Origin of the sequence: Alteromonas sp. P256 (assembly GCF_036864455.1) — a bacterium.
GTDB lineage: Bacteria > Pseudomonadota > Gammaproteobacteria > Enterobacterales > Alteromonadaceae > Alteromonas.
This window is the reverse complement of record NZ_JAZETM010000008.1, coordinates 128351-141291: the sequence shown is the minus strand read 5'-3', so window position 1 is coordinate 141291 and position 12941 is coordinate 128351. Positions and strand designations below refer to the sequence as shown.

At 44.1% G+C, this 12941-nt stretch carries 11 protein-coding genes; 4 read left to right on the top strand and 7 right to left on the bottom strand.

The genetic code is table 11. From position 1 onward, the window contains the following. Window positions 1-109: 109 nt before the first annotated feature. Window positions 110-961: a D-hexose-6-phosphate mutarotase gene (locus V7R39_RS13160; RefSeq protein ID WP_334031227.1), complete on the top strand. Its 852-nt coding sequence runs from the start codon at window positions 110-112 to the stop codon at window positions 959-961. Window positions 962-1073: 112 nt separating this feature from the next. Here the strand turns inward: V7R39_RS13160 and V7R39_RS13155 are convergent, their stop codons facing one another. Genes V7R39_RS13155 through zwf form a run of 5 tightly spaced genes read right to left on the bottom strand, consistent with a single transcriptional unit; the run spans window position 1074 to window position 6699 of the window. Then, entirely contained in the window at window positions 1074-1718 is a 645-nt protein-coding gene (locus V7R39_RS13155) for a bifunctional 4-hydroxy-2-oxoglutarate aldolase/2-dehydro-3-deoxy-phosphogluconate aldolase (protein ID WP_334031226.1), read from the bottom strand. A gap of 3 nt (window positions 1719-1721) precedes the next feature. Further along, window positions 1722-2675 (bottom strand): glucokinase, encoded by a 954-nt coding sequence (locus tag V7R39_RS13150; RefSeq protein WP_334031225.1) that lies wholly within the window; start codon window positions 2673-2675, stop codon window positions 1722-1724. Beyond that, window positions 2675-4501, bottom strand: a complete 1827-nt coding sequence (gene edd / locus V7R39_RS13145) for a phosphogluconate dehydratase (RefSeq protein ID WP_334031224.1) — start codon at window positions 4499-4501, stop codon at window positions 2675-2677. The genes V7R39_RS13150 and edd overlap by 1 nt, the downstream gene beginning before the upstream one ends. 10 nt (window positions 4502-4511) lie before the next feature. Then, entirely contained in the window at window positions 4512-5204 is a 693-nt protein-coding gene (gene pgl / locus V7R39_RS13140) for a 6-phosphogluconolactonase (RefSeq protein ID WP_334031222.1), read from the bottom strand. 1 nt (window position 5205) lies between these two features. Next, window positions 5206-6699 carry a glucose-6-phosphate dehydrogenase gene (zwf, locus tag V7R39_RS13135; RefSeq protein ID WP_334031221.1) on the bottom strand — a complete coding sequence of 498 codons (1494 nt, stop codon included), beginning with the start codon at window positions 6697-6699 and terminating at the stop codon, window positions 5206-5208. Window positions 6700-6982: 283 nt separating this feature from the next. Between zwf and V7R39_RS13130 the strand changes: the two genes are divergently transcribed. Both V7R39_RS13130 and pyk read left to right on the top strand, forming a co-directional pair. After that, the gene (locus V7R39_RS13130) at window positions 6983-7834 is read left to right on the top strand and encodes a MurR/RpiR family transcriptional regulator (protein ID WP_032096656.1); all 852 of its coding nucleotides are present in this window, start codon (window positions 6983-6985) and stop codon (window positions 7832-7834) included. Between the two features lie 325 nt (window positions 7835-8159). Next, window positions 8160-9596 (top strand): pyruvate kinase, encoded by a 1437-nt coding sequence (pyk, locus tag V7R39_RS13125; protein ID WP_334031219.1) that lies wholly within the window; start codon window positions 8160-8162, stop codon window positions 9594-9596. A 151-nt stretch (window positions 9597-9747) separates the two neighbouring features. On the opposite strand, the gene V7R39_RS13120 is transcribed toward pyk, so the two are convergent. Beyond that, a complete protein-coding gene (locus V7R39_RS13120) occupies window positions 9748-10368 on the bottom strand; it encodes a BON domain-containing protein (protein WP_334031217.1) in 621 nt (206 codons plus the stop codon). Between the two features lie 564 nt (window positions 10369-10932). Between V7R39_RS13120 and V7R39_RS13115 the strand changes: the two genes are divergently transcribed. Then, complete coding sequence (locus tag V7R39_RS13115; protein ID WP_334031216.1) at window positions 10933-11913, top strand: endonuclease/exonuclease/phosphatase family protein; 981 nt, start codon at window positions 10933-10935, stop codon at window positions 11911-11913. A 169-nt stretch (window positions 11914-12082) separates the two neighbouring features. Here the strand turns inward: V7R39_RS13115 and V7R39_RS13110 are convergent, their stop codons facing one another. Beyond that, window positions 12083-12637: a hypothetical protein gene (locus tag V7R39_RS13110; RefSeq protein ID WP_334031214.1), complete on the bottom strand. Its 555-nt coding sequence runs from the start codon at window positions 12635-12637 to the stop codon at window positions 12083-12085. Window positions 12638-12941: the final 304 nt, after the last annotated feature.

The following is a 12941-nucleotide window of genomic DNA, read 5'->3' as shown; positions in this document are numbered from 1 at the left end:
CTTTTAGCTTAAGCTCTGTCGTATGAGCTCTGACGTATAAGCTCTGTTATTTTATTTCTGTCGTTTAAGTTTTACGTTTTCATTTTCTTTATTTTTTAGCGGAGCATCTATGTCGCCGGTACCGTCAATTTCTATCAGTGAGTCTAACGGACTTTCATTTCTCAACGTTAACAATGAGTTTGCGTCGGCAAAAATCAGTTTGTTCGGTGGGCACGTTTTATCATTTGTGCCTGCTTCAGACGGTAAAGACAGGCTCTGGGTTAGCCCTCATGCTTATTTAAACGGCGAACGCCCTATCAGAGGGGGTATCCCTATTTGCTGGCCATGGTTTGCAAACGACCACGGCAAGGAGGCCGGTGAGTTACCGTCTCATGGTTTTTTGCGAACTCAAGTGTGGCAACTCACAGAGTCATCAGAAGACGAAAGTGGAACAACGCTAGCTTTGACTCCTTCGTTTACCCGTGCAGAAGGCTTTGAACACGACTGTAACGTTATGCTTCGAATACACGTAGGCGCAAGTCTACGTGTAGCCATAGAAACTGAGAACACCGGTGTAGCTCCTTTCTCGTTTAACACGGCATTACACACCTACTTTCACGTAGACCATATTAACCATACTGAGCTTGTTGGAATAACGGGTGAGTACAAAGATAAGCTCGATGAATGGGCGGTAAAACCGACACCTGTGCCCTACACTATCGATGCCGAAACAGACCGTATTCACTTATCTGCGGTAAAACAAGCAACCATTTCGGTTGATAGCACTGAATTTACTGATGTCATTTCAGAAGGTAACGACTCACTCGTGGTATGGAACCCGTGGCAAGGTGCAGCCTCTATTTCTGATATGGACCCGTTTGGCTACAAGCATATGCTGTGCGTGGAATCGTCGGTAACAAAAGGGCTTAAGCTTGAGCCAGGAGAAAAGTTTGAACTGGCTCAGATAATCGTGCCGAAATAAGCCTCAAGTGCGGTGTGGGTACAACGTCAGACAAATACGCATTGAATAAAACAAAAAACCTGCCAATTGGCAGGTTTTTTAATGCTGATACGTTTAGCTTAGGCCAGTATAATTAAAGCTTTGCACCGGCAACCGCTTCTTTCGCTAACTGCGTAATACGGTCCCAATCACCTGACTCAATCGCGTCATCAGGCGCTAACCACGAACCACCCACACATTTCACGTTATTCAGTGAAAGGTAATCGTTGTAGTTATTAGGGCCAATGCCGCCAGTAGGACAAAATGTCACGTCTGGAAACGGGCCGCTGATTGATTGAATGGCTTTCACGCCGCCAGATGCTTCAGCAGGGAAAAATTTCACGTGCGTATAACCCGCATCTTTACACTTCATCAAATCTGACGTTGATGAAATACCTGGAATCAGCGGTATTTCTGCGTCCATACCCGCTTTCAGTAAATCGGCAGTCATACCAGGGCTAATAGCGAATTTAGCACCCGCATCTACAACCGCTTTTAGCTGCTGTGCATTGGTTACTGTACCAGCGCCAATCAGAGAGTCAGGTACTTCCTGCGCAATACGCTTAATAACGTCAATAGCAGAAGGTGTGCGAAGGGTAACTTCTAGCACTTTTATTCCACCGGCCATCAGCGCCTTCGCCAAAGGAACAGCCTTTTCTACGTCGTTGATAACCAATACAGGAACCACAGGTCCGGCCGCAAAAATTTCCTCTGGAGTGTACTTCCATTTAGTCGTCATAATTTAACTCGCTGTGTTTTGATTCAGAAAAGCAGCTGCGCCTAAAAGGCCATGATCAGGCTCTGCTATCAAATAGGTAGGAATATCTTTTACATAGTGTTTCATTTGACCTTTAGCTTCGAATCTCGCTCTGAAGTCACTATTGTGTATAAAATCTGGAAAGCGGTTAGCAATACCGCCGCCAATGAAGATACCTCCAGTGGTTGCCATATTCAGTGCCAGGTTGCCGGCAAAACTTCCCATTATTCGGCAAAACTGAGTAAGGGCAGCTGCAGATATCTCGCAGGCTCCTGCAAGGGCTGCGTCAGTAATTTGCGCTGGCTCTTGAAAAGCAACCGGCTTGTCAGCATGTTTAGCAAGTGCAGTGTAAATGTTCAAAATTCCGCGACCCGACATCACTTCTTCAGCGGATGCTCTTCCAAAAGTAGACTGCAAATAACGCCAAACAACAATGTCAGTTTCATCAACCGGAGCGAAGTCTATATGTCCCCCCTCTCCGTCTAATGTCTGCCAGCCAGAATCCGTCATGGTAATATGCTCAACACCTAGGCCAGTGCCTGGGCCGAAAACAGCAATGTTGCCTTTTTCAGTGGCAGTGCCTTCGCCAATTTGTATTACTTGGTCGCTACTTAGCACAGGAAGTGAATGAGCAACTGCTGTGAAGTCGTTTATCACAAACAGTGCATCTAGCTTGAGCTGTGAACGCAATGCATTTTGTGAAAACGCCCAGCTGTGGTTGGTCATTTCTACCTGGTCGCCAAGAACGGGGCACGCAATAGCAATACAGCCTTCGCCAAAGGAAACATGAGGCATATCTGAAAAATACTGTGCTATGGCCATATCGATACTGGCAAATTCTTCACACATATATTTTTTGATGTCGGCAACGCCAGACTCGGTAACCCGAGCCAAACGTATATTAGTTCCGCCAACGTCAGCCACAAATCCTTGGCTCATTACGCTTGCTCCTGAGTGTAAAAAAGAGAGCAAGCTCCTTCTTCTGCGCCAGTAAGTATTGCGCGCATTCCCGCAAACATTTCGCGTCCCATTCCAACATGATGGTTAGCCAAATTCGCAGGGGCTGGTTCACGGGCTGCCAATGTTGCTTCGTCAACATGAAGAGTCAGAGCACCTGTTTCTGTGTTGAGCTCAATAATGTCGCCTTCTTGCACTTTAGCAAGTAAACCGCCTTTATAGGCTTCAGGGGTAACATGGATGGCGGCTGGCACTTTGCCTGACGCTCCAGACATACGACCGTCGGTGACTAGCGCCACTTTATAGCCTTTATCTTGCAATACGCCCAGAGGAGGCGTTAAGCGATGAAGCTCTGGCATACCAATAGCTGATGGACCTTGGAATCGCACAACCACAATGCAGTCTTTATCTAACTTACCTGCTTTAAATGCTGCGTCTAGTTCAAACTGATCTTCGAATACCACTGCTGGCGCTTTAAGCGTGCAATGTGGTGTGCGAAGCGCAGACGTTTTAATTACGCCACGGCCTAAATTACCGTCAAGTACACTTAATCCACCGTCTGGTTTAAACGGCTTATCTACCGTTGCTAGCACTTCTTTATCAAGTGATTCAGTAGGGCCGTCGTGCCACTCTAGCTCACCGTCAACAAGTTTTGGCTCTTTGGTGTAGAAGTCTAAGCCTTCACCGCAAATTGTCTTAACATCGTTGTGCAGTAAGCCAGCATCAAGCAACTGCCTTATTAGCAATGACATACCGCCAGCGGCCACAAAATGGTTAATATCGGCTGAACCGTTTGGATAGATACGGGTCATTAACGGCACTGCGTTTGAGATGTCTGAGAAATCATCCCAATTAACAATGTAGCCTGCTGCACGCGCTACTGCGATTAAATGCATAGTGTGGTTGGTAGACCCACCTGTTGCTAACAAACCTACTAAACCGTTGACAATCGCTTTGGCATCGACAATATGACCAATTGGCGTGTAGTTATCACCCAAATCAGTCAAACGGGTTGCTTGCACTGCAGCGGCTTTCGTTAGCGCTTCGCGTAATGGTGTACCAGGGTTAACAAACGAAGAGCCTGGTAGATGCAGTCCCATCATCTCTACCACTAACTGATTTGAGTTTGCTGTACCATAAAAAGTACATGTCCCTGCCGAGTGATAAGACTGTGACTCGGCATCTAACAATGCATCACGACCCACTTTACCTTCTGCAAATTGTTGTCGAACTCGCGCTTTTTCTTTGTTTGGTAATCCCGAGGGCATTGGACCCGCAGGTACAAATACCGTTGGCAAGTGTCCAAAGGTTAAACTAGCAAGCAATAGACCAGGCACTATTTTGTCACATATACCCAGCATCATAGCGCTATCAAACATATTGTGTGAAAGGGCCACGGCTGCGGCTTGCGCGATATTGTCACGGCTCATTAAGCTCAAGTCCATACCAGACTGGCCTTGAGTCACACCATCACACATGGCAGGCACACCACCGGCGAACTGTGCAACACTGCCCACTTCTTTTATCGCTTCTTTGATAACCGCGGGATAAGTCTCGTAAGGCTGATGCGCGGAAAGCATATCATTGTATGAAGAAACTATGGCGACGTTTGCTTTCGTCATCGAACGCAAATCGCTCTTTTCTTCTGTGCCGCAGGCGGCAAAACCATGAGCAAGGTTACCGCAAGATAACACACCGCGATGTGGTCCTTGGCGACGAGCCTTTTCAATTTTCTCTAAATACGCTTTACGCGTTTCTTTGCTACGCTCAATAATGCGTTGCGTGACTTCGGCAATTTTTGGGTTCATTTCTTGTCTCCTATGGCGCCCACATCAAAGTAACCGGCGCTCTATTGACAACGGCTGTGATGGGCTTTTGCGCTTCGGTGGCGTTTTCAATAGCGTCGAGTAGTACTTGTTTTTTCTTCTCACCGGTAAGGTGCAAGAAAATATTTCTGCTATTGAGTAAAGCGGGTAACGTTAGTGAAATACGTTGATGAGGTGCTGTTGTAGGTTGAACAGCGATACACGTTCGTCCGCTGCTCATATCAAGGCCGTCATTAACTTGTTCTGAACATGGGAAAAGCGATGCAGTATGACCGTCTTCCCCCATACCCAAAATAAGTGCATCGAAAGGCTGAGACATGCTGGCTAAATTACGCTCAGCAACATTCACACCTTCGTTTGCATCTTCTACATCACTTTTTAATTCAACAAAGCGTGCGGCTGCGGCCTTATTTTGAATAAGGTTATTTTTAACTAAACTCGTATTGCTGGCGTCGTGATCTTCATTTACCCAACGTTCGTCGGCAAGAGTAACGTCTACTTTATCCCACTCAAGGTCGGTGTCGCTCAACTGCTTGAACAACGCTAGCGGCGTGCGACCACCGCTAACAATAAGCGAGGCACGGCCACGGGTTTTGATACCTGTTTTAAGGATACTAACTAAGTCTTCTGCAAACGCGCTGGTAAGCGCGTCTGGGTTGTCGAATGATAATGTAGTGAGTGCCATATTATTTCTTCTTTACCGTTTTGCTTTCGTACCAGCTGCGATTTGCACGCGCTAATAAACCGATGGAATCAACCGGGCCCCAAGTACCAGCCTGGTAAGGCTCTGGAGGCTCATTTGATGACTTCCATGCATCGAGTATTGAATCAACCCACGTCCACGCCTGCTCAATTTCATCGCGACGAACGAACAGCGCCTGATTACCTAGCATAACTTCAAGCAATAACTTTTCGTAAGCATCGGGAATGCGCTCATCAGCAAACGCTTCTGAAAAGCTTAGGTTAAGTTTTGACTTTTGAAGGTCCATAGAGCCCGAATTAGTTAAACCCGGTACCTTATTCATTACGGTAATTTCTACGCCTTCATCTGGCTGTAGACGGATAACTAACTTGTTTGGCGGTAGATTCTTAAAGCTGTCGCCGAATAAATTATGAGGCTGTCGTTTGAAGTAGATAACAACTTCACTCACCTTATTTGGCATGCGTTTACCAGTGCGCAGATAAAATGGAACTCCTGCCCAGCGCCAGTTATCTATTTCCGCTTTAATAGCAACGAAAGTTTCCGTTTTGCTTTGCGTGTTGGCACCCTCTTCTTCAAGGTATCCAGGTACTTCTTCACCTTTCACAAAACCCGATGTGTACTGACCGCGAACAATACTTTCATTTATATTAGTGGCATTGATAGGACGCAGCGCTTTAAGTACTTTTAGTTTTTCGTCACGAATACTGTCTGCATCAAGCGTCGTTGGTGGCTCCATGGCCACTAGGCTCAATATCTGCAGTAAATGGTTTTGCACCATATCGCGCATTTGACCGGCGTCATCAAAGTAACCCCAACGGCCTTCAATGCCCACAGACTCAGCCACTGAGATTTGCACATGGTCTATACAGTTATGATCCCAGTTTGTTGCGAATATTGAATTAGCAAAACGCAACGACACTAGGTTAAGTACCGTTTCTTTACCAAGGTAGTGGTCAATGCGGTAAATTTGCTTCTCGTCAAAATACTCTGCAACTTGTTCGTTGATTATTTTCGACGACTCAAGATCATGACCGATTGGCTTTTCAAGCACAACGCGTACGCTTGAATCAATAATTTTGCAGCTGTGCAAACCACGACAGATATCACCGTAAATAGCAGGCGGTGTTGCTAAATAACACACCATGGTGCGAGATGGGTCTACATGGTCGTCTAGCACACAGTAGCTGTCGACATTTTTCATATCAACACACGCGTAATGTAAGCGAGCGCGCATTCTTTCCCATGTAGCTTCACACAAATCTTGTTCGCCAAACTTAACTAAGTTTGTATGCACTTCTTCAATGTAATCTTCTAAAGACATATCATGGCGAGCAACACCCACAATAGTGGTTTCAGGGTGCATTAGATTCGCTTTTTCAAGCTGATAAAGTGATGGCAACAGCTTGCGTCGTGAAAGATCCCCAAGTGTACCGAAGAGTACAAAATCACAGGGTTCGTAGGAATTATCCATTACCATATTCGTCGACCTTTTAAATGTGGTTTTAAGTGCCGTGTTGGTTCTTTATTTACAACACTAACGACTATAATTACCGTATAGTTAACACCAAATGTAGTAAAATTACAACTTCTACAAGCTATACGATGAGATTCTTTACTTTTCGATGATATAGCCCCCTGTCTATTACCATTTACAGTACAAAAAATGTTAAAAAATTACATTTTTCTTGTCACAGCTTTCACATTGGGTACTATTAGGGTGTACCTTACAATAAACCGAGCCAATTACTTGCCGTATCTGTATGAACATTTTAGAAAAAATAACTCAAAACAAAGCTGCGTTTAGCAAATCAGAAAAGAAAGTTGCTGAGATTATACTTGCTAATCCTCAAACTGCCATCCATTCAAGTATAGCAACCTTAGCTAAAATGTCGGATGTCAGCGAGCCAACTGTGAATCGATTTTGCCGCAGACTAGATACTAAAGGCTTTCCGGACTTCAAACTCCATTTGGCGCAAAGTCTCGCAAACGGTACGCCCTACGTGAACCGTCATGTTGATGAAAACGACAGCCCAGACGAATACACCAACAAAATTTTCGAATCGACAATGGCTTCTCTGGAAGTAGCGAGACAGTCGATAGATGTCAATGTAGTCAATCGGGTTGTTGATTTACTTACTCAAGCACAGAAGATTTCTTTCTTTGGTCTTGGTGCATCGGCTTCTGTGGCTCACGATGCGTTGAACAAGTTTTTCAGGTTTAACGTGCCCGTTGTTTACTTTGAAGACATTTTGATGCAGCGCATGAGCTGTATGAATTGCTCTGCTGGAGACGTTGTGGTGTTGATAAGTCACACAGGTCGAACCAAAAGCTTAGTGGAAATTGCGCAAATATCGCGAATGAACGACGCCACTGTTGTTGGCATAACATCAGCTGATAGCCCACTGGCGCAGGAGTGCAGCTACGTATTATCGCTGGAAGTACCTGAAGATACCGACATGTACATGCCCATGGCATCGCGCATTGCACAACTGACCCTCATCGATGTACTTGCTACCGGATTTACGCTTCGCCGTGGCAATAAATTCAGAGAAAATCTAAAACGGGTGAAAGATACATTGCGTGGGTCTCGTTACGATAAAAGAGATGGCTAAGGGTTGCATCTCTTCCTTCACTCCTTCTTCTATCAATTATTTTCCATGCCCTTCTCTTTTACTTATACATTACTGACGCTTGCGTGTAAGCGTCAGTAACCTATACTCAAACTTTACTGCGACTATCAATCTGTTTCTCGCAAAATAGAGGAAAGTTAACGACAACTGGTCGAGCCAGTAGGGAGTTTTTCTTTCTTTCATTCACATTTTTGTCAAAATACTCTACTATTCTGTAATAAAATTACGTAAAGCGATTACAGCGCTCATTGAGTTGAAAGATCAGCTTTACCCATCTTTTCTATAAAAGAAGCAGCGACGGAATCCCATGACCAGAAGAACCAAAATTCTTGCCACATTAGGCCCCTCAACCGATTCACTTGAAAAAATTAAAGAACTTATTGCTGCTGGAGCAAACACGGTTCGCATGAACTTTTCTCACGGGCAAGCAGAAGATCACATCGAGCGCGCAAAACGTGTTCGTGAAGCAGCGAGAAGCCTTGGTAAATATGTAGCAATACTCGGTGATTTACAGGGGCCTAAAATTCGCGTAGCCCGATTCAAAGAAGGCGCTGTTAAATTACAGATTGGTGCAAAATTTGTACTAGACGCTGAGCTTGAGCGAGATGAAGGCACGGTTGACCACGTAGGCATAGACTACAAAGCACTACCTGATGATGTGTCAGCTGGCGATATTCTATTGCTCGACGATGGACGCATACAGTTGAAGGTAACAGGTGTAGAAGGTCGAAAGGTAATGACGGAAGTTACCGTTGGCGGCAAGCTGTCTAATAATAAAGGCATTAACCGCCAAGGCGGTGGTTTGTCAGCAGAGGCGTTAACAGAAAAAGACAAGCAAGATATAAGAACGGCAGCGCTCATTGGCGTAGACTACCTTGCTGTGTCGTTCCCACGCAGCGGCGCCGACCTTAATTACGCTCGTGAGCTTGCTGAAGCTGCTGGCTGCTATGCAAAAATTTGCGCCAAAGTAGAGCGCGCAGAGACCGTTGCGACAGATGACGCCATTACCGATATTATCAGCGCCTCTGACGCTGTCATGGTTGCCCGTGGCGATTTGGGTGTTGAAATAGGCGATGCAGAACTCGTTGGCGTTCAAAAGAAACTTATCGCTCGCTCACGTCAGCTCAATAAAGTGGTTATTACAGCCACTCAAATGATGGAGTCTATGATTGATAGCCCTATGCCCACTCGTGCAGAGGTTATGGATGTGGCCAACGCCGTATTAGATGGCACAGATGCAGTTATGCTGTCAGCTGAGACAGCGGCGGGTAGTTTTCCTATTGAAACTGTTCAAGCAATGGCACGTGTTTGCGAGGGAGCAGAGACTCACCCTAGCGTAAAAATTTCCAAGCATCGCATGGATCAACAGTTTTCATCGACCAGTGAATCTATAGCGCTATCTGCGGTTTATGCCGCGAATCACCTACCAAGCGTAAAAGCAATTGTAGGGTTGACAGAAAGCGGCACCACGCCAAAGTTAATGTCTCGAATTACAACATCACTGCCAATTATCGCCATGTCGCGCCACGAGAGCACGCTCAATGCAATGGCCCTTTATCGTGGTGTTAAGCCAGTATTCTTCGACTCATCAAACAGCGAGCCAGGCAAGCTTAAGCACGACGTTGTTGCATGTTTAAAAGAAAAAGGCTTAGTGGAAAGCGGGGATAGTATTATCTTGACCTATGGCGATGAAATGGAAAAAGTCGGCGCGACTAACACGCTTAAAATAGTAGATGTAGAATAACTAGAGTCATTAGCCTTAGACAAACATGCTTGAACTAATTGTGTTGAATAGGGTGCCGAGAAAAACTGCATTCAATTAGTATTGAGCACCTAGCTAACTATAAAAACGAAAAAAGGGGCGCAAGCCCCTTTCTTATCAGCATACTAAATAGTTAGTTCATCGCTGTGGTTGTTACAACCTCAAGATTGTTTTCAACATTTTTCACGTCAGAAGCATTCTTCGCAATCTCTACCGCAAGGTCTTCCTCAGCATCAGAATCTACGGTGCCCGTAAGCACAACATTCCCATTTTCGACGTCTACGTCGATGTCGAAGCCTGAAATATCAGAGTCCATCAGCAAACGTGTTTTAATCACCGTGGCGATTTTCGCATCTGTTAGTTCGCTTGTGCCTTCATCTACGCCGTCTTCAAGGTCGTCAGACATATCTGATGTCATTGAATCCATATCTTTATCTTCAATTACTGAAAGCTTGTTATCGACTGACATTACGCCGTCGATGTTAGCAACTAATTCTTCGGCGAGTTTTTTGTCCACCGAGTTATCTACTTTACCAGTTAAAATAACATCGCCATCTTTCACGTCGGTATTGATGTCAAAAGAATCTAGGTTACCATTGAACAGCAGCGTCGCTTCCGCTTTGCCATCAATCCATGCGTCTTTGGCACCTTTTTCCCATGCGTTATCTGAATGGCTGTCTGAATTCATATCACCTGCAACAGCAGCAGTAGACAATGATGTAGCAACAATAATAGATAGTATTGTACGTTTCATAACATTTCTCCTTTGTTGAAACTCACAAGAGATGTAGCCAAGTTCATGCCAACGAAATAAGCCACTGTTATATATACACTTTTTAAATAGCCAACCCAGCACAGGAAAGATATAGTTGCAAAGTTTGCGTACTTTTAAGCAATTTTTACTGATTCTCATTTAGATTAATGCTGTGATGATAAACTCAAGCACTTACAGCAGTAAGCATAAACTTAGAAAGATAAATAAGTGTTGGCTGTGTTAATTCAATTCTACAGATTGAAGTGAGGCGTTATAGCGTCTAGTACATCAAGTAGCCGAAGAATCTGTACATGAAGATAAGACTTTCACAACAGTAGTCAATGTTGAAGTAGGCTTCATCACAGTTGTACTGCTATGATGAAGCCAGTAGGGTAATTCATTAAACGCTTTTTTATGCGGGTGTTCTAACTTAAAGGGCACACATTTAGCATGTACAGTTGAGCATTTGCACTAATTACTAATTACATCACTTTGCATAGAACAGACATCGCTCACATTAGCCTTGAACGTATGTGAGTTACACGCAATTAATACGGATATTTAATGGACATTTTTCTTGTATCACTTTCGGTTTTTTTTATTGTAGTTAGCGCTGCGCCATTACTGCCATCATCACATTGGCTAGTAAGAGTCTGGGAATTTCCAAGGTTACAACTTGCGGTGTTAATTACTGCGGTACTTATCACCCTACTTTGCTATAAAAGTCTTTCGTTACCTTTTTGGCTGCTTGCCGCACTTGTCGCAGGGTTAGGCATTAGTTTACTGTATCAGGCTATTTGGATTTTTCCTTACACTGGGCTTTACCGCAAGGAAGTAATCCGCGATAGCAACCCCCAAAAGCAGCGTATGATAAGCATTCTTTCTAGTAACGTTTTTATGCCTAACAGCAATTATCAAAAGCTCATCGACCATATTAACAATAAACAACCCGACTTTGTGGTAACTCTGGAATCAAATGAAAAATGGGAGCGGGCGTTAAAGCCTATCGAAAAAGACTACCCTTATACGCAGTTTTGCGCCTTGGAAAATCTTTACGGTATGCATTTGTATAGCAAGTATGAATTTGAGGAGCACACGCTTCGTTTTTTAGTGGAAGATGATGTACCGTCGGTAAAAATAGCCATCAAGGTTGATGGTGAACGTGTCATTCTTCAGTTTCTTCATCCCAAACCACCTAGCCCTACAGAAAACGAATACGCTCGCCCAAGAGATATTGAACTTAATATAGTGGGACAAGAAGTGGCGCAAACGATAGAGCCAATTATCGTTGCGGGAGATTTAAATGATGTGGCATGGTCGCCCACTACTCGCAAGTTTAAAAAGATAAGCGGGCTTTTAGATCCAAGGGAGGGACGCGGCTTCTATAACACATTTCACGCTCACTACCCGCTGATAAAATGGCCGCTGGATCATATCTTTCATTCTTCACATTTTGCGCTGGTAGACCTAGAAAGGCTCTCAGATATTGGCTCAGATCATTACCCGCTTTATACCGAGCTTGTGCTTAAAGAAGCGAATGAATAGTAGGCTCAAATCGGTTACAAGGATTTAAGCCAAGCTCAAACCAGTTAATTCAAACCAAATAGTTCGCATACGAAAAAGCCCCCAATTTGGGGGCTTGATCATTACAACTGGTTAATGAAGTAACGTTGCGTGATGGCAGCACTTATGGGAAAGCGCTCCGAATTACATCTTATGACTTCGCTGAGGCCGACTTATTCGTGCACCACATAACGCTTTCACACGCATCTTCACGGCGTTTAAAATGTGCTAGTCCCACCAACTTACCTTCTCTCGGCCAAACTGCTTGTTTTAAAACTTCTCTATCTTCAACAGTAAGCTGTTCACTGCGAAGCTGAATTTCTACCGCTTTTTTGTTTGGTTTTATCAATGTGGGTATTGCATCCACAATTAATGATTTATCAACGCATATGTACTCACGTTTAACGGGGTCGCGAACAACGCCGATAACATTGTCATCGCTGATAATTGCAGGCCACCCCTCTGAAATTCGGCTCTGACCGAACATAATAAGTGTAAAGGCAACCAATACAAAAAGCGTTAGTCCAACAAACTGAGTACTCAGATCAGGGGCCACAATAACGATCACCGCAACCACCGCAGCAAAGAATATCCAACCGCCAAACACTCTGCGCATGGCGTTAGGTGAAATGCCTGAAATAACGTCTACAAGGCGTAGCGTTTGCTTGTCGTAGTGCCTAATTTCTACATAAGACTGGGATGACACAGAATTAACCACCATTTATAAGGAAGTAAAATAAAAACATAACCCTACATTTTTACGTAAGAGGCATAGTTATAGGTTAAAAGATAACGCTAGTACAATGGCATTACACTTTCATTAAACGCATACAAGCAAAAAATAACTTTAATAAGTTATTGAAAAATAGTTACTTAAGCATTGATATTAGGTTACCAAATAACATTACCATCGCATAGCGTTAATCGTATAAATAAAGTGAAAATACCTATCCTGTAGCGATGTGAATGCTTGCCTGTAATTTTTACCCTCTTATTGACAAATATGGGCA

Coding starts and splice junctions, on each gene's coding strand:
- V7R39_RS13160 (WP_334031227.1), top strand. CDS start 110: ATGTCGCCGGTACCGTCAATTTCTATCAGTGAGTCTAACGGACTTTCA.
- V7R39_RS13120 (WP_334031217.1), bottom strand. CDS start 10,368: ATGAAACGTACAATACTATCTATTATTGTTGCTACATCATTGTCTACT.
- V7R39_RS13150 (WP_334031225.1), bottom strand. CDS start 2,675: ATGAGCCAAGGATTTGTGGCTGACGTTGGCGGAACTAATATACGTTTG.
- pyk (WP_334031219.1), top strand. CDS start 8,160: ATGACCAGAAGAACCAAAATTCTTGCCACATTAGGCCCCTCAACCGAT.
- V7R39_RS13115 (WP_334031216.1), top strand. CDS start 10,933: ATGGACATTTTTCTTGTATCACTTTCGGTTTTTTTTATTGTAGTTAGC.
- edd (WP_334031224.1), bottom strand. CDS start 4,501: ATGAACCCAAAAATTGCCGAAGTCACGCAACGCATTATTGAGCGTAGC.
- zwf (WP_334031221.1), bottom strand. CDS start 6,699: ATGGTAATGGATAATTCCTACGAACCCTGTGATTTTGTACTCTTCGGT.
- pgl (WP_334031222.1), bottom strand. CDS start 5,204: ATGGCACTCACTACATTATCATTCGACAACCCAGACGCGCTTACCAGC.
- V7R39_RS13155 (WP_334031226.1), bottom strand. CDS start 1,718: ATGACGACTAAATGGAAGTACACTCCAGAGGAAATTTTTGCGGCCGGA.
- V7R39_RS13130 (WP_032096656.1), top strand. CDS start 6,983: ATGAACATTTTAGAAAAAATAACTCAAAACAAAGCTGCGTTTAGCAAA.